Annotated in this window: 16 protein-coding genes; 9 read left to right on the top strand and 7 right to left on the bottom strand. The window is 44.9% G+C overall.

From position 1 onward, the window contains the following. Together ACI35L_RS05090 and purU are read right to left on the bottom strand one after the other, a co-directional pair. A partial coding sequence (locus tag ACI35L_RS05090; RefSeq protein WP_439802373.1) for a sugar-binding transcriptional regulator occupies positions 1–923 on the bottom strand: 923 nt, incomplete at its 3' end. A 39-nt stretch (positions 924–962) separates the two neighbouring features. Next, positions 963–1,862, bottom strand: coding sequence for a formyltetrahydrofolate deformylase (purU, locus tag ACI35L_RS05085; RefSeq protein ID WP_439802372.1), 900 nt, complete (start codon positions 1,860–1,862; stop codon positions 963–965). Positions 1,863–2,212: 350 nt separating this feature from the next. Between purU and ACI35L_RS05080 the strand changes: the two genes are divergently transcribed. Continuing rightward, positions 2,213–3,667, top strand: coding sequence for an alpha-amylase (locus ACI35L_RS05080; RefSeq protein WP_439802371.1), 1,455 nt, complete (start codon positions 2,213–2,215; stop codon positions 3,665–3,667). A 12-nt stretch (positions 3,668–3,679) separates the two neighbouring features. Here ACI35L_RS05080 and ACI35L_RS05075 read toward each other — a convergent pair whose 3' ends face one another. The 3 genes from ACI35L_RS05075 to ACI35L_RS05065 are packed head-to-tail and all read right to left on the bottom strand — an operon-like array spanning position 3,680 to position 6,517. Further along, entirely contained in the window at positions 3,680–4,462 is a 783-nt protein-coding gene (locus ACI35L_RS05075; RefSeq protein WP_049669223.1) for an ABC transporter ATP-binding protein, read from the bottom strand. Positions 4,463–4,487: 25 nt separating this feature from the next. Next, the gene (locus ACI35L_RS05070; RefSeq protein ID WP_439802370.1) at positions 4,488–5,492 is read right to left on the bottom strand and encodes a FecCD family ABC transporter permease; all 1,005 of its coding nucleotides are present in this window, start codon (positions 5,490–5,492) and stop codon (positions 4,488–4,490) included. Further along, on the bottom strand, positions 5,489–6,517 hold the full coding sequence (locus tag ACI35L_RS05065) for a FecCD family ABC transporter permease (RefSeq protein ID WP_439802369.1): 1,029 nt from the start codon (positions 6,515–6,517) through the stop codon (positions 5,489–5,491). The genes ACI35L_RS05070 and ACI35L_RS05065 overlap by 4 nt, the downstream gene beginning before the upstream one ends. A gap of 132 nt (positions 6,518–6,649) precedes the next feature. Here ACI35L_RS05065 and ACI35L_RS05060 point away from each other — a divergent pair, with 132 nt between their 5' ends. Further along, entirely contained in the window at positions 6,650–7,585 is a 936-nt protein-coding gene (locus tag ACI35L_RS05060; RefSeq protein ID WP_439802368.1) for an ABC transporter substrate-binding protein, read from the top strand. Between the two features lie 71 nt (positions 7,586–7,656). Here the strand turns inward: ACI35L_RS05060 and ACI35L_RS05055 are convergent, their stop codons facing one another. Then, positions 7,657–8,436 carry a carbon-nitrogen family hydrolase gene (locus ACI35L_RS05055; protein WP_439802367.1) on the bottom strand — a complete coding sequence of 260 codons (780 nt, stop codon included), beginning with the start codon at positions 8,434–8,436 and terminating at the stop codon, positions 7,657–7,659. Positions 8,437–8,547: 111 nt separating this feature from the next. Continuing rightward, positions 8,548–9,579 (bottom strand): UDP-glucose 4-epimerase GalE, encoded by a 1,032-nt coding sequence (gene galE / locus ACI35L_RS05050; protein WP_049669218.1) that lies wholly within the window; start codon positions 9,577–9,579, stop codon positions 8,548–8,550. Between the two features lie 210 nt (positions 9,580–9,789). Here galE and ACI35L_RS05045 point away from each other — a divergent pair, with 210 nt between their 5' ends. The 7 genes from ACI35L_RS05045 (at position 9,790) to rpiB (ending at position 17,374) form a co-directional block, all read left to right on the top strand. Further along, on the top strand, positions 9,790–11,472 hold the full coding sequence (locus ACI35L_RS05045; protein ID WP_439802366.1) for a hypothetical protein: 1,683 nt from the start codon (positions 9,790–9,792) through the stop codon (positions 11,470–11,472). Positions 11,473–11,869: 397 nt separating this feature from the next. Beyond that, positions 11,870–13,312, top strand: coding sequence for an amino acid ABC transporter substrate-binding protein/permease (locus ACI35L_RS05040; protein WP_197089881.1), 1,443 nt, complete (start codon positions 11,870–11,872; stop codon positions 13,310–13,312). Further along, entirely contained in the window at positions 13,299–14,027 is a 729-nt protein-coding gene (locus ACI35L_RS05035; RefSeq protein ID WP_049669216.1) for an amino acid ABC transporter ATP-binding protein, read from the top strand. Before ACI35L_RS05040 ends, ACI35L_RS05035 begins: the two co-directional genes overlap by 14 nt. Positions 14,028–14,142: 115 nt before the next feature. Then, on the top strand, positions 14,143–14,991 hold the full coding sequence (locus tag ACI35L_RS05030) for an undecaprenyl-diphosphate phosphatase (protein ID WP_439802365.1): 849 nt from the start codon (positions 14,143–14,145) through the stop codon (positions 14,989–14,991). A 179-nt stretch (positions 14,992–15,170) separates the two neighbouring features. Further along, entirely contained in the window at positions 15,171–15,596 is a 426-nt protein-coding gene (locus tag ACI35L_RS05025) for a MarR family winged helix-turn-helix transcriptional regulator (protein WP_049669214.1), read from the top strand. Positions 15,597–15,598: 2 nt separating this feature from the next. Then, positions 15,599–16,807 (top strand): MFS transporter, encoded by a 1,209-nt coding sequence (locus tag ACI35L_RS05020; RefSeq protein ID WP_439802364.1) that lies wholly within the window; start codon positions 15,599–15,601, stop codon positions 16,805–16,807. A gap of 90 nt (positions 16,808–16,897) precedes the next feature. After that, a complete protein-coding gene (rpiB, locus tag ACI35L_RS05015; RefSeq protein WP_439802363.1) occupies positions 16,898–17,374 on the top strand; it encodes a ribose 5-phosphate isomerase B in 477 nt (158 codons plus the stop codon). Positions 17,375–17,676: the final 302 nt, after the last annotated feature.

Raw genomic sequence — 17,676 nt, 5'->3', positions numbered from 1 at the left:
AATAGAAATCTAGCTGTGTATTGATCGGTGACAAGCACGTTTGCATATCCGCCTTTGAGGGCTGCGTGGATAGAGTCGATTTTGCGGGAGCCGCCGGCGACCAAGATTGAGTAGTCTTTTTCCTTCAGTTCATCGAGCCCAATTCCGAGTGTGCGTTCGTTGAGGCTTTTGCTGCAAATATGCCCGTCTTTATCGTAGAAGCGGGAGGAGATGTCTCCTACAGCGCTTGAGTAGAGCATGTTGGCATCCTCATCGGAGAAGTATCCGAGGTTGAAGAGCAGGGATTCGGGTTTGATTTGTCCACATGTGAATAAGGCGATATTTGCCTTTTTGCCCATATCGATGACCCGCTTGATGTGGCGGTCGGCCATGATGGCTTCTTTGACGACGACGTTGTCAACAATGGCCGGCAGCGGTAGGTAATGCGGGGAGGCGTTGAAGGCTTTGCCGAATAGGTACAGGATTTCTGAGACATAGGTGTTAGTTTCAGATAGGCTGATGCCCCCCTTCAGCTGGACGATTTGAACATTATTCACTTGTTTTTTCTTCAGCTCGACTGCGACATGGTAGATGGTCGTTCCCCATGTGACTCCGATGATGTCATCGTCCTGAACGATGGAATCAAGATATTCGGCTGCTTTTAAGCCAATTGTCGTTTTGATGATATGGTCTTCATATTGTCCGATGGAGGCGACGACAGCTTTTTTCAGGCCGTATTTTTGTTCGAGCTCTGCTTCGAGGTCTGTGACACGATCGGCTTTTTCGCAGATTTTTATTTGCACGATGCCTTCTCTTTTGGCTGTTTGAAGCATGCGTGAGACGGTCGGCCTTGAGACTCCTAGTTTTTTGGCGATTTCATTTTGTGTGCAGTCGAGCAGGTAATATAATTTTGCTGCTTCAATGACTTTATCGTTTTTATCCATTGGTCTATTTATCCCCTAGTTTCTTCAATTTCTTGGTGGTCAAAAGACGATTGTTTTATTGCCATGGACGATGATTCGGTCTTCAAGATGCCATTTCACTGCTCGTGCAAGCACGCTTCGTTCGATGGATGCTCCGATTTTTTTTAGCATGCGGACATCGTCCTGATGGTTCACCCGCATGATATCCTGCTCGATGATTGGCCCTTCATCCAGGTCATCCGTGACATAGTGAGAGGTAGCGCCAATGAGTTTGACTCCTCGGTCGAAGGCACGTTCATATGGCTTTGCCCCGACGAAGGCAGGCAGGAAGGAATGATGAATATTAATGATTTTGTTTTTCTGCCTTGCGACAAATTCCGGAGAGAGGATTTGCATATAGCGGGCAAGGACGATTGTATCTATGCTGTATTCAGTCAGAAGACGCAGCTGCTCCTCTTCTGCCTCCTTCTTCGTTTCCTTTGTAACAGGGATATGATAAAAGGGGATTTGCAGTGATTCAACGACCTCACGCGCATCCTCATGATTGCTGATGACAAGCGGAATCTCTGCCATCAGATCGCCTGACTGCCATTCCCATAATAATTCCCGCAGACAGTGGAGTTCCTTTGAAACGAAGATAGCTGCTCGTTTTAGCTTGTAGGCAAAAATAACATCCCACTTCATTCCAAATTGTTCGGCTACATTTGTGAATCCTGTTTTGAACAAGGCTTCCTTTTTATCCAGCTCTGGAGCCTCAAATTCTACCCTCATGAAGAATGTCCCGTTATGCCGGTCAGTCGAATATTGATTGGAGGCTAATATATTGGCCCCTTGCTTATAGAGAAAATCCGATACAGCTGCGACGATCCCAGGCTGGTCCGGACAGCTGATTAAAAGCCTGGCTTTATCCTTTTGGCTTTCTTGATACAGCCGTACTTGCCGTTCTTTTATAGACTCCATTCAATCCTCCGCCTCTCATCCCTCTTTTTGTATTAATAGTGTATCACTTAAACAGGGGTTTAATGAAGGCTTGAGTTCCACGGAAGACATGCTGACAAAGGGTTTGACCAGGCTGAATGCCTTGGTGTTATCCTTTTTGTAATACTTATTTTTCTACATATGTTTGTAACTGGATGGCATATGGGTATTTATTTTGTTAAGAATAATCGTTTATATCGGATTAGTCATGAGGGGCGTTGGTTTTTAACTAGACAAAGTTGATTCGGACTAAGTGCAGCTTGAGGTTTTCAGCGAAAAATCACTATTTCTGTTATCAACAGCCGCTTAGAAAGAGATAAGGGGTGGATGCAATGAGTCAAAATCATACGATGATGCAATTTTTCGAGTGGCATATTCTACCCGATGGAACCCATTGGAAACGACTGAAGGAGCTTGCGTCTGAGCTTAAGGACAAAGGCATCGATTCCGTTTGGATTCCACCGCCAACAAAGGCACAAACACCTGAAGATACGGGTTACGGCATTTATGATTTATATGATTTAGGTGAATTTGACCAAAACGGCTCCATCCGGACGAAATATGGAACAAAGGATGAGCTGATTGAAGCTATTGAGGCATGCAAGGAGAATGATATTTGTGTATATGCAGATGTGGTGATGAATCATAAGGCCGGTGCTGATGAAACAGAGAGATTCAAGGTTATTGAAGTCGATCAGAATAATCGAATGAAGGAAATATCCGGTCCTTTTGACATTGACGGCTGGACGAAATTTACCTTCCCCGGCAGAGGAGATACATATTCTTCCTTCAAATGGAATGTCGAGCATTTCAATGGAACCGATTATGATGAAGGGACCGTCCGGACAGGGATTTTCAAAATTCTGGGCGACCATAAAGGATGGAATGATAATGTCGATCTCGAATTCGGCAATTATGATTACCTTATGTTTGCCAATATTGATTATAACCATCCTGTCGTGAGGGAGGAAATGATTAAATGGGGCAAATGGCTGACTGAGACCTTGCAATGTGACGGATACCGATTGGATGCTGTTAAGCATATTGATTACACGTTTATTCGAGACTTTGCCCTTGAGATGCATCAAACTCATGGCGATCATTTCTATATGTTTGGCGAGTATTGGAATCCCGATTTGAGGGCTTGCCAGGAATATTTGCAAAAGGTTGAATTTACCGTTGATTTAATTGATGTCCCTCTCCACTTCAAGCTTCATCATGCCTCACAGGCCGGTCGTGATTTTGACTTACGAACCATCTTTGATGATACCCTCGTCCAAGCGAACCCGCTAAATGCCGTCACCTTTGTTGATAATCATGATTCCCAGCCTGGTGAATCGCTCGAGTCCTGGATTCAGGATTGGTTCAAGCAATCCGCTTATGCTTTGATTCTCTTGCGTCATGATGGCTATCCATGTGTCTTCTATGGCGATTATTACGGAGTCGGCGGTGAAGAACCGGTCGGACGCAAAAGCAAATTGATCGACCCTCTTCTTTATGCTAGGGTTCATAAAGCCTACGGAGAGCAGGTTGATTACTTTGATCATCCAAATACCATCGGATGGGTACGGATGGGCACAAGCGAGCACGAGCGTTCAGGCTGTGCCATTGTTATCTCCAATGGTGATAATGGCGAAAAGCGCATGTTCGTCGGTGAGGAGCGCGCCGGCGAAATGTGGGTGGATTGTACAGAGAACCGAGGCGATACCGTTGAAATAGGTGATGACGGCTGGGCTGTCTTCCCTGTTAACGGGGGAAGCGTATCAGTCTGGATTCTTCCTGACTAGGAAGGCGCGAATTTACCGCACTAAATTATAGGATAGAATAGCCGGCTTGGATGTTTGCGGGTCAGTTACGATATTTGTTTCTATATCGAATACTTCTCGCAGCACTTCTCGGCTGATTACTTTCTCTGCAGTTCCCTGGCAGATGAGCTGTCCCTTCTTCACAGCAATCAATTCATCCGCAAAACGGCTTGCATGATTCAAGTCATGAATGACCATGACAATCGTGCGGCCGTCTTTTTGGTTCAGTTTTCCGAGAAGCTCTAGTACCTCTAATTGGTGAGCCATATCAAGATAGGTTGTCGGTTCATCTAGCAGGAGGATATCCGTCTCTTGGGCAATGGCCATGGCAATCCATGCTCTTTGGCGCTGCCCTCCTGACAGGGAATCGACTGGGGTATCCTTAAATGCGGACAGTCCTGTTTCTTCTATCGCCCATTCCACCATTTCAAGATCATGAGCCGTAAAGCGGGAGAAGCCGGACTGATAAGGAGTCCTTCCATAAGAAACAAGATCCTGAACGGTTAAATCCTCCGGTGCATGCGGGGATTGCGGGAGGATAGCCAATTGCCGGGCCAGCCCTTTCGTGGACATACGGTGAATATCCTGCCCGTCTAAATAAACTCCCCCGCCGCTTGCCTTATGAAGGCGTGCCATCGTTTTGAGAATGGTCGACTTCCCACAGCCATTCGGTCCGATGATGGCCGTGATTTCTCCCTTTTTTATTTCCATATTTAGTTTAGGAACGATGATTTTCCCTTCATATCCGATTGTCAGATCACGTGCAAACAGGCTCATTTCCCCGTCACCCTTCTTTCCTTCTTTATTTCGTTTTAAGCAATAAATAGATAAAATAAGGAGCGCTCAAGATTGACACGATTATTCCAGCCGGTATATCAACCACTAGCAGATTCTTGCCAAGCATATCTGCCAGTATCAAGATGAGCGAACCAATCATCGCTGCAGTCGGCAAAAGATATTGATGCTTCGGTCCAACTAGCTTGCGCGCAATATGGGGTGAAATTAAGCCTAAAAAGGCAATGCCCCCGCCTGCTGCTACTCCCAGCCCTGCGAGCGCTACGGCAAGCACAATCAATGTCAGCCTCTCTCTTTCCGTGCGGATGCCAAGACCTGTTGAGACAAGCGGCCCCAGGTTCAGAACATTTAATACATGTGATTTATAGAGAATGACTGGGATGAGCAAAAGAAACCACGGTGCAAGCGCCCATACGTATTTCCATTGAGTCGCCCACAGATCCCCTGACAGCCATGTTAAAGCCTTCATGAAATCATGCGGGTTCAGCCTTAGCTGCAAGGCCGTCAAGATAGCTGTTATGCCTGCATTGATGCCGATGCCTGTAAGGAGAAGGCGAATCGTATGCAGGCCTTGCTTCCATGAAAGAAAAAGTATCAAGACTGCCGTCAGCATAGCGCCTAAAAAAGCAAAGAACGGCATTGCAAATGTACTTAAAAGACTCATATTGCTGAGGGAGCCTTGAAATAGCGTAATATAAAGCACAACCATTAATCCTGCTCCGGCATTGATGCCGAGAATCCCCGGCTCAGCCAATTCATTGCGTGTCACTGTCTGCAGCACCGCTCCTGATAAGGCCATGCCTGTTCCAACCATCAGGGCAAGAATGATAGCCGGAAGTCTGATTTCAAGCAGAATCAATTCCTGCTTTGGTGTCCCTTGTCCAATAATCGTTTGCCAAACCTCAATTGGCGAGATTGAAACTGTGCCGACATTAAAGCTGATGAGACAAGCAGCGATAATCAGGAAACTAAGCAAGGTCCATATGAGCCGGACTTTTCTTTGCTGACTCATGAAAACAGCCTCCTTCCATTCTGCCTGACCATATATAGAAAGAACGGTACGCCGATGACAGCCGTCAAGACGCCGATAGGTGTTTCATATGGTGCGTTAATCGTACGCGATATCGCATCTGCACCAACCAATAGGGTGCTTCCTAAGAGAGCAGCCACAGGCAGTAATTTGCCGTACTTGCCCCCTATCGCCATTCGCGTAATATGCGGGATAACCAAGCCGACAAAACCAACCGTACCTGAGACAGCAACTGCACTGCCAGTGAGCATCAAAACGGCTATCACGCCCATTGTCCGCACGAGACCAATATGGACGCCAAGGCTCTTTGTGATTTCCTCCCCGAGTGATAATAGGGTCAAAGCCCTGGAAATAGAGAAGGCAATGAACAATCCCACAGTCCCCATGATGAGCAATAGCTTCACATCGGTCCAGCTGCTTGCCGAAAGATCACCTGCATACCAGAAGCTAATATTTTTGGAGACATCAAAATAAAGCGCAATGCTTGTCGTTAAGGAGCTTAGGAACATTCCTGTCGCCATACCGGCAAGCGCCAGCTTTACCGGGGTAATGCCGCCCTTAGCCAGAATAGACAGGGAGAAAACAAACAATACAGCAAGTCCTGCACCAGCCATTGAAGCAAACATCGTCTCCAGCTTCGATAATCCTGGGAAAATGGTCAATACTAACACTAAAGCGAAGGCAGCCCCATTGGAAACGCCTAATAGGGAAGGCTCTGCCAGTACATTTCGTGTCAAAGCCTGCATCACTGCACCGGATACGGCTAAAAAAGCGCCGACAAGGGCTGCAGCAATTGCTCTTGGCAGGCGGATATCCCAGATGATGTCATGCGTTATATTATTATGTGCGCGATGGAAAAGAGCCTCCCAGATAGTTGAGAGCCCATATAGTTTCGTGCCTATCATGAGTGAGACCATTAAAACAACAGCCAACAGAATGACGGCCAGCACCGTAACCAAGCTCATTCTCTTGATGCCCCTGCCTTTTTCTTTATTGTAACCCTGCATCGGCAACCAAATCCTTTACCTGAATTAAACGATTTTTTCTATTTGGAAGTTAAATTCCATTGACTTTGTAAATGAGAATAATTATCATTCAGTATAACCAGTATATTTTACAATTTAAAGGAGGATTAATCAATGGTAATAAGTAAGAAATCATGGTTTACAATGATATGCCTTGCGTGCCTGATGCTTGTTCTTGGGGCATGCAGTTCAAATAACAGCTCGGAGGAGAGCAGCTCTGAGAAAAAGGTGACAGATGCTGTCGGAGAAATGACATTTCCAGCAAATCCAAAGAAAATTCTTGCTCCTAATATGGAGGATTATCTTGTGACACTTGGCCTTACTCCTGCAGCTCAATGGTCAATCGGTACCTCTGTTCATACATACCTGCAAGATAAGCTTGCTGATGTTCCATTGATTTCATGGGATATGCCAATTGAGGATGTTATTGAAGCGGAACCGGACCTAATCATGTTCGAGTCCGAAGCTGCCATCCAAGAAGGCATGTATGAGGAATATACTAAGGTTGCCCCAACCTATGTATTTAAATCTGAGGATACAGAGGACTGGAGAACACAATTAACGGTTATGGGTGAGCTTTTCGGCAAGAAAGATACAGCTGAGAAGGCAATTGAGGATTATGAGCAAAAAGCAGAGGACGCAAAAGCTCAAGTAAAAGAGGCCATTGGGGATGAATCAGCGGCAATCATTTGGGTGACAGGCGGGCAATTCTTCGTGTTTGAAGGAGATCGTTATGCCTCTAATGTACTCTATAAGGACCTTGGCATTAAAATGCCTACCTATATTAGTGATTTAGGCGAAAGTCAGGATGTTTGGCAAGCCATTTCTCTTGAGGCATTGGCTGATTTAGATGCTGACCATTTATTTATTGCAGCAGCAGCTAATGAAGAAGGAATTGAAACATTGGAGAAAAGTTCTGTATATAAATCCATTCCTGCTGTAGAGAAGGATCAAGTGTATTTCTTCGAGGATTCCAGCAACTGGACGACAAATGCAAAAATCGCAAATGATGTGACGATCGATTTAGTGTTAGAGTCTATTAAGAAATAATCATAAAAATTTAGGCTGTCCCGTTGGGGGCAGCCCTTTTTAAATTTACCAAGTTCACTGCTTGAGCTGGTTCATTCGTATAAGGATTCGCGGCGGTCCTTGTAAACTGGGATGAGCTCCCTCACTCTTCTGACTTCGTCAAGGTCGACCTCCGCATAGCCTATTCCTTCTTCCTCGCCTCCGTTTAAGATGACCTCTCCCCAAGGGGCAATAACCATGGAATGACCGTTGAAGATATTCTTCGGGTCTGCTCCGACACGATTGACAGCAACGACATACATTTGATTTTCAATCGCACGGGCTTTAAGTAGAATCTCCCAATGGTCGATACGGGGCTTCGGCCATTCAGCTGGGACAAAGAGGATATTGGCCCCGCCGAGCGCATGCTTGCGAATCCATTCCGGGAAGCGGATGTCATAGCAGATCACACCGCCGCATAGCATACCATCGATTGGAAAGAAATTTGATCTCTGTCCAGCCTCCAAATAGTGATGCTCATCCATCAGAGTGAATAGATGGGCTTTATCATACTCTCCCACTTGATTTCCTTGGCGGTCAAAAATGAACATGGAATTATAGTAGCCTTCTTTCCTTTTTACCGAGACCGAGCCGCCGATGATGTTTACCTGATATTTTGCAGCAAGCGCTGATAGAAGCTCCTTTGTATTCTGTCCGTCCTGGTCAGCAATCTGTGCCAGCTCATCAAGCTGATAGCCGGTATTCCACATTTCTGGAAGGACAATGACATCAGCTCCATTCTCAGCAGCTTCCTCCATCATCCTTTTCGCCTTCTCTCGGTTGGCGTCCGGTTCTCCATACTTAATATCCATTTGCAAACAAGCGATTTTCATCAGCCGCCCCACCCCCTGATCTTTGTTATATCAAGGGTATCGGACTTTGATGCGCGCCGCAAGCAATTAAAAAAAGGAGCAGGCGATCCATTCGCTTGCTCCCATTCCTGCTTATTTCACAGCAGGCTCATCTTCTTTATATCCGTTCGGGTTTTTCTTTTGCCAGTTCCAAGAATCACGGCACATATCTTCAAGATTTAAATCTGCTGTCCAGCCAAGCAATTGGGCTGCCTTGTCAGCATTGGCGTAGCATACCGCAATATCCCCCGGTCTTCTATCCACTATTTCATAGGGAATTTGCTGTCCGCTCGCTTTCTCAAAGGCATGGACAATATCGAGCACACTGTAGCCTGTTCCTGTCCCAAGGTTGAACGCTTCAACACCTGTTTTATCATTAATATACTCAAGTGCCTTCAAATGGCCCTTTACAAGGTCTACAACGTGGATGTAATCACGTACGCCTGTACCATCATGGGTATCATAATCATTTCCGAAGACTGAAAGCTTTTCGCGCTTCCCGATGGCTACCTGCGTGATATATGGCATCAAGTTATTCGGAATGCCATTCGGATTCTCACCGATTCGACCTGTTTCATGAGCACCGATTGGGTTGAAATAACGAAGTAAGGCAATGCTCCATTCAGCATCAGAAACATACACATCGCGTAGAATCTCTTCAATCATCAGCTTTGTTCGTCCATATGGATTTGTCGCTGACAATGGGAATGACTCATCAATCGGCACACGGTCCGGCATACCATATACAGTTGCGGAAGAGCTGAAGACAAGCTTCTTCACACCGTGGCTAGCCATGATACGGCATAGATTCAATGTACCTGTAATGTTATTCTCATAATATTTCAGCGGAATGGCTACAGACTCCCCAACAGCCTTAAGCCCTGCAAAATGGATAACCGAATCAATTGGATATTGTTCGAACAATTCGTTCACTGCTTCATAATCGAGAAGGTCGACCTGATGGAATGGGAAGTCCTTTCCGGTTAATTCCTTTACTCGATCAATCGCTTCTCTTTGACTGTTTGAAAGATTGTCCAAGACAACAATCTCGTAGCCTGCATTCAAAAATTCAACTGCTGCATGGCTGCCGATGTATCCGGCTCCGCCTGTAATCAAAATAGTCATTCCGTTCCCTCTTTTCCTATCAAACTATATACTCAATAATATCTGAAACTTCGTGTTATGGAAAGATAAGAACAATGGGGTTGAAAGCGCTCTTGATCTATTTCTTTGCCAAATGTAAGACTTAAACGGAAATAATGTGAGCAAAAAGTGAATCATCTGTCTTCCCTTATACGTATGATTAGAGTAAGTAAATTAACAAAGGAGTGTATTATGGGGTATTTAATCCTTTATTCATTGATTATCGGAATTATTTCAGCTTTTGTCCTGCTGCCAGTTACCAGTAATGAGAGGCTTCACATTCGCCTAACAGGCAGATTGCGAGTACAGGCTTTTGGCGGACTCGCCATCCTCTGTTTGATCGGATTTTTTCTATATTACTACATAACGAATCAAGACTTAAATGTGACATCTCTCTGGCTCCCAGCCCTGATTTTCACAGCTGTTGGTGTTTTGCTGTCAAGCGGGCTTGAGCAAAAAATCAAGGGCATTCTATTTCTCATCAGTTTATTAGCGAGTGCCTATCTCCTATCCGCCTTTATGTTCAATGCAAATGAGAAATATGACATTTCCAAGATGGAGACGAAAACGGAGATCAAGACATTTGACGAGAAGGAGACACCTGCGAGCGTCCCGCCTGATTTCGCCCGCAACAAAATGAAGAAGGCCTTTGGCCAGGTACCGAACACAAGCTATTACGAGCTTGGTAACCTGCAAATCCAAAAGGTGAATGGAGAGTATGTGTATATCGCTCCGGTTGAATTCTCAGGCTTCTTTAAATGGTTCAAAGGCAAGGAAACACCGGGTTACTTTATGCTGAGCGCAACGGACTCCACCGCTAACCCGACCTTCGTTAAGTCGGAAATGGCCTACACCCCTTCTTCTTATTTCAACAAGGAAACAGAGCGCTGGTTTAGGCTTCAATATCCGACCTACATCTTCTACGGGGATGTTCAGCTTGAAATAGATGATAATGGCAATCCATTCTATGTTCAGTCCTATGGCGACTTTATTTCTGCCCGTAATGGCTTCTCCGTTAAAGGTGTCGCTGTGATGGATGCTAAAACAGGCAAAACAAAAGCCTATTCGCTAGAGAAGGCCCCTGAATTCATTGATGGTGCTGTAGCACCGGAGGCCGTCAGTCTTCAGAACAGCTACTTCGGTAATTATGTACACGGCTTCTGGAATAGCTATTTTGGGAAATCTGACGTTAAGCTCCCTTCCGATGAAGGAACAGAGGCAAATGTCAGTCCGATTTTCGATGAGAATGGCGTGATGTACTATTTCACCGATTTCACGAGTCCGAAAGAAGGAGTCGACTCCATGCTCGGATATGCATTGACAAACGCTCGGACTGGTGAGGCAACGTATTATACCGGCAGTCTAGAGGAATCCTATATGGATTCAGAGGGAGCACTCCAAATCATCGAAAAGGCCTTCATCGAGAAGAAATGGAAGGGCCAAATGCCAATCCTCTATAATTTCTACGGCGAGGCCAGCTGGCTGACAGCTGTACTCGATTCAAATGGATATCTGCAGAATTACCATATTGTATCTGCTGCCAATCCTGAGATTACTGCCTATGCTTCATCACCAGCAGAAGCCTTGAAATTATATAAGACCGCTCTCCAAAAAGGCGGCGGAACCGTATCAGGTTCCTCTTCCTCAGAGGAAAAACAGGTGAGTGGAAAGGTTTTGCGGGTTTACAAAGAGAAATCAGGGGAAAATACTATTGTATCCTTCTTGCTTGATAACCGCCAAAGCTATACGATGTCATCTGAAAAGGAACCGCTCATTATTTACCTGCTGGAGGGAGATGAGGTATCCATCACCTATATGGATACAGGAGAAACGTTTTTACCGGTAAATACCATTGAAATTGATAACCTGAAATAATATAAATGAATGTAAGAGATCAGGCCATCATTTTCCTGGTCTCTTCTTGTTAACTTATTAGAGACATTCTTTTCTATTTAAATTATTTCAGAATTTTTTAAAAACAGTTACATATTCACTCTTTCCACCTATCATAAAATCCCTTTCACTTGTGCAATCTAAGCATGGCAAATGTACTTTTATCAGCTTCTTACAGCAGTTTGATACCAAAGAATATATCCAGATCCCTATATTTCTATAATTTGGCATGGAAAGAAATTCATTGCAAAAGAATAGAAATTTTTTATATACTCATAAAGACATGCATTTTTTGCTCTTTTCCTCAATCACTTTTTCTATTCGAGAATGTGTCTATATAGAGAGGGTTTCTTAACGAATTTTTAAAGGAGGCTCCAACATGAAGAAATTTTCCAAGTTAATGTTATCGTTAGCGATAGCGGTTATCTCGGTTGCTTCATTTGTATTCCCAAACCTCACAAGTGCGGAGGGAAAAACATATACAATCGCAACAGATATCACGTTTGCTCCTTTTGAATTCCAAGATACAAATGGCGAATTCGTCGGTATAGATATCGATTTGCTGAATGCAATCGCGGAAGATCAAGGATTTAATGTGGAAATTAAGCCGCTCGGTTTCAATGCAGCGGTACAAGCTCTTGAATCAAAACAAGTGGACGGCGTAATTGCCGGCATGAGCATCACTGATGAACGTAAACGTAAATTTGATTTCTCTGATCCCTATTTCGAATCTGGCGTCGTTATGGCTGTCGCTGAAGGAAATGAGGACATAACTTCTTATGAAGATCTAAACGGCAAGAAAGTAGCAGTTAAGACTGGTACAGAAGGTGCAAGCTTTGCTCAAAGCATCCAGGATGAGTACGGCTTCAAAATTGTCACATTCGATGATTCTGCCAATATGTATGATGATGTTAAAACTGGCAACTCTCAAGCCGTCTTTGATGATTATCCGGTCCTTGCTTACGGGGTAGCTCAAGGCAATGGTCTTCAGATTGTCACTGAAAAAGAGGTTGGCGGCTCTTATGGATTTGCTGTCGCTAAAGGTGAGAACACTGAGCTTCTTGAAAAGTTCAATGATGGTCTCGCTAACCTTGAAGAATCTGGTGAATACCAAGATATTCTTGATAAATATTTAGAAGCGAAGAAAAGCTCTGATACAGAAAATGGCTTCTTCGGCTTGTTGAAGGAAAGCTTCCCAAGTCTCATGAAGGGCTTAAAAATGACGTTGATCTTAACGGTCGTTTCGCTTATTATCGCCTCTATTTTGGGTGTATTATTCGGTCTATGCCGTGTGGCGCACAACTCTGTGCTTCGCGCAATCGGGACCATTTACGTAGATATATTCCGCGGTACGCCGTTGATTGTCCAAGCATTCTTCATCTACTTTGGATTGCCGGCTGCACTTGACTTCCGTATTTCGGCTGTAACAGCAGGTATTATCACCTTAAGCTTAAATGCTGGTGCCTATATGGCTGAGATTGTCCGCGGAGGGATTGAATCTGTTGATAAAGGACAGATGGAAGCGGCTCGAAGCCTTGGACTTCCATACAAAACGGCTATGGCGAAGGTTATCCTTCCACAGGCCATCCGTTTAATGATTCCATCAATCATTAACCAATTCATTATTACCCTGAAGGATACATCCATCCTTTCAATTATCGGCATCAATGAGCTGACGCAAAGCGGTAAGATTATCATCGCCCGTAACCTGGAATCCTTCCAAATGTGGCTCATCGTCGGTGTTATGTACTTTATCATCATCATGATTTTGACAAAAGTATCGAACCGTATGGAAAGGAAGATCCAAAATGGGAAAGCTTAAAGTAAGAGGATTAAAGAAATCATACGGACAGCTTGAGGTACTAAAGGATATCAGCCTTGAAGTCAAAGAAGGCGAAGTCATCTGCTTAATTGGTCCATCTGGTTCTGGTAAAAGTACCCTGCTCCGCTGCTTAAACTTACTTGAAGATGTCAACCAAGGTGAGGTTGAAGTCGATGATGTGATCATCACAGATAAAAAAACGGACATCAACAAAGTCCGCGAAAATATCGGGATGGTCTTCCAGCATTTCAATCTCTTCCCTCATATGACGGTGCTTGAGAATATTACGCTGGCACCGGTTCAATTGAAAAAGGCAACAAAAGAGGAAGCTGAGAAGCAAGCCCATAAACTGCTTGCTCAAGTTGGACTTGAAGATAAAGCAAATGCCAAGCCGGCACAATTATCCGGCGGTCAAAAGCAGCGTGTTGCGATTGCACGCGCTCTAGCAATGAACCCAGATATCATGCTCTTTGATGAACCGACAAGTGCCCTTGACCCAGAGATGGTCGGCGAGGTATTGAATGTTATCAAGCAATTGGCTAACGAGGGTATGACAATGGTCATCGTAACCCATGAAATGGGCTTTGCGCGTGAGGTTGCCGATCAAGTCATCTTCATGGACGGCGGCTATGTTGTTGAGAAGGGAACACCAACAGAGATCTTCTCCAACCCGCAGCATGAACGTACGCAGGATTTCTTGAACAAAGTATTATAAGAATAAAGACCAAAGCTGCCACAAAAGTGGCAGCTTTTTCCATTCCCCTCCATTGGTAAATAATAACTCCATAGACCTTTATAGGACGATGTTCAGATTATGATATGATAGTGTCATGTCATTTTTGTACGAGGAGTGTGTATTAGTAGTGGAATTTATCGAAATTATCAAGTATGTCCTCCTAGGACTGCTTCAAGGGATTACCGAACCAATCCCTGTATCCTCCAGCGGACATTTGGTTATCTTCCAGCACTTTTTCAACATGGAGATACCAGGGCTCAGCTTCGAGCTATTCGTGAACTTCGCATCCTTAATCGCTGTCGTGATTATTTATCGACATGATTTAGCCAGAATGATTAAGAACGGATTCGAATTCCTCTTCTCATCTGAAAAGACAGATGAAATGAAGAAGGATTTCTATTTCATTCTTTACCTCATTATCGGCACCATTCCAGCGGCCGTCATTGGGATGCTGTTTGAGGACCAAATCGCCTCTATCTTTAAAGGCGTACGTGTTATCGGGTTCACCCTTATCATTACTGGTATTGCCTTATGGCTCATTCGAAATCTTAAAGGCCGGAAAACAGAAGGTGAGCTCAGCTTTAAGGATGCCATCATTGTCGGCTGCGCGCAGGCTGTTGCCTTGATTCCTGGAATCAGCCGCTCCGGTGCAACCGTTGTTGCCTCTATGGCAATGGGAATGAATCGTGAGACTGCCTTAAAGTTCTCCTTCTTCCTTTACATTCCCATCAGTCTAGGCGGAATGATCCTATCCGTTTCCGACTTAGTAACGGATCCAACCATTAATCAACTGATGGTACCGTACCTATTTGCGTTCGTTACTTCCTTAGTTGCCTCTTACTTCTCTTTGAAATGGTTTATGAACATCATGCAAAAAGGGAAGCTTGGCTATTTCTCCATATACTGCTTTATCGTCGGTACATTAGTCATTATTTTCGCTTAAGGCATCGCTGTAAAACGTATCACAATCCCTCTGTAAGATCTTTGATAGATCCTGAAGAGGGATTTTTTATGTTTATATGGCTGCGCTTCCCCTGACCTCAATCCCTTTACACTCCCCTGTCCCATTTGCTAAAGTATAATAGTTACCAAAGGTAACCAAATGGCGTGGAGGTACATACAATGAAGGGATTTCAGGAATTCTTCTATCAATTTATGCTTGTTTATCGACCGTTTGAAAATCAGCTGAACGCTATCCTCAGCAAACATCAGATACAGCGTGCCCAGTGGACGGTTCTCTTTTATCTGGCGAAGTATGAATCCGTTACGCTCGTGGAGCTGTCTCATTACCTTGGTGTTGAGAAACCAACGACGACCCGCACGGTCCACCGCCTGCAGGAGCAGGGCTATGTCGAGCAGATTGCCAGCACGGATAAACGAGAGAAGCGAATGCAGCTCACCAGGAGCGGCAAGAGCGTTTATCAGGATATTCGCATTGTTGTCGATCAATTTGAACAAGAGATTTTACAGGGGATCAAAGAGGAGAAACTCACGGACGCGATTCATGTTCTTAAGCAGATTCGCACCAATTTATTAAAGGGGGAATAAACATGGCCGAGCTAAAGGACAGATTATGGACAAAGAACTTTGTTCTTATTTCGTTCATTAACTTCCTGCTCACACTTGTCTTTTACTTACTTGTTGTTACTATTGCCATGTATGCCGCCGATACGTATCATGCAACCGCAAGCCAAGCCGGGCTTGTTACCGGAACATTTATCATCGGAACATTGATCAGTCGTCTGTTTATGGGCCGGCTCATCAGCCAGTTTGGCCGCAAACGAACCTTATGGGTGGGAGCGCTGTTATTTACGCTGACCACTCTTCTTTACTTTTTCGAGTTCGGCATCGCTTTCCTGCTGTTCACTCGTTTCGTGCACGGACTTGCACTTGGAATGGCCAGCACCGCATCCGGTACGATTATTGCCCAAATCATTCCGGCCTCCAGAAAAGGAGAAGGAATCGGTTATTATAGCATGAGCGCAACACTTGCCACCGCCTGCGGACCGTTCATCGGTCTGTTGATGAGCCAGCACACAACATTCGCCAATATCTTTCTTTTCTGCCTGGTACTCGGCGCCATCTCGCTGACGCTCTCTCTCTTTGCGCATATTCCGCCGCTTGAGACTGAAGCATTGACACCACAGACAAAAGGGATCAAGCTTTCAGACTATCTGGAGCCAAAGGCGCTCCCGATTGCCTTCATCACGCTCGGCATTGCCTTTAGCTATTCAAGTGTCCTTTCTTTCCTGAATTCCTATGCAGCTGAGAGAAACCTAACGGAGGCCGCCAGCTTTTTCTTTGTCATCTATGCTGTCTCCATTCTATTGTCACGTCCATTCACCGGACGGTTGATGGACATAAAGGGACCAAACGTGATTATGTATCCAGGCTTCATCCTGCTTGCAATAGGGATGCTGCTGCTCGGTACGGCGTCCAATGCCCTTACGCTGCTATTATCTGGTGTGTTAATTGGCCTTGGCTTTGGAAATATGCAATCCTGCACACAGGCGATTGCCATCAAGCTGACACCGCCTCATCGTATGGGACTCGCTACTTCAACCTTCTATATCTTTTTAGACGGCGGTCTTGGCTTTGGACCATCACTGCTTGGACTCATTGTACCTTTCACCGGATTCAGTCATTTATTTATTTACTTAGGGGTTTGCTCCTTATTCCTCATCTTCCTATACAATCGGCTGCACGGCAGGAAGGAACGAGAAATCCGGTCGCAAGAGCAATCCACTATTTCAATTTGAGATTAATTCGGCCCGCCGGCTTCAAGAGCATAAATGCCCTCAATCATGCACAATCTATCATTAACACTTTTATTAGAGGAGGAATTCATCATGAAAATAGCTATGGCGAGTGATCATGCTGGATATGAACTGAAACAAGAGATTAAAGAAATTCTAGAAGGACAGGGGCATGAGATCGTCGATTTTGGCGCACACAGCACAGAAGCAGCTGACCTGCCAGACTCCATCTACCCTGCTTCTATTGCCATTGCACGCGGGGAAGCAGAGCGCGGCATTTTCATCGATGGCGTCGGCTATGGCAGTGCGATGATTGCGAATAAAATCTACGGCCTGAACGCCGTTGTCTGCCAGGATCCATTCTGTGCCAGACTGGCTCGCGAGCACACAAACAGCAATGTGCTCTGTTTAGGCGGTAAAATCATCGGCTCAGCGATTGCCCACGAGATTGTCGATGTATGGATGAAGACTGACTTTATGGGAGATGTGGAAAAGTACGTCCGCCGTGTTAAGAAGGTCGATGAGATATCAGAGAAGCATCTGAGAAAGCTTTCTGAAATTGAATCATAACCCTTTTACATAAGGGGCTGGTACAAAACGAAATAAATGATTGTCATTTATTCTTCCTATTCAATAGCAGGAAGAAATACACGTTTGTTCCATTCCGCGAAATGCACTCGCTTTCTGTGGGGAGGAAGGCTTGAGCCTCCTCGGCGCTTACGCTTGTGGGGGTCTCAGACTTTTCCTCTCTTCCCAGCGGAGTCGATTGCATTTCGTTCCATTCCACCCCCTCACTAATAATAGAAAGCCACAATCATCAACTAATGCATGTACAACAACAAATAAAGACCCGAATAATTAAACTGTAGATT

The sequence above is a fragment of the Pradoshia sp. genome, assembly GCF_051873915.1.
Classification (GTDB): Bacteria; Bacillota; Bacilli; order Bacillales; family Pradoshiaceae; genus Pradoshia.
This window is presented reverse-complemented; position numbering and strand designations above follow the sequence as displayed.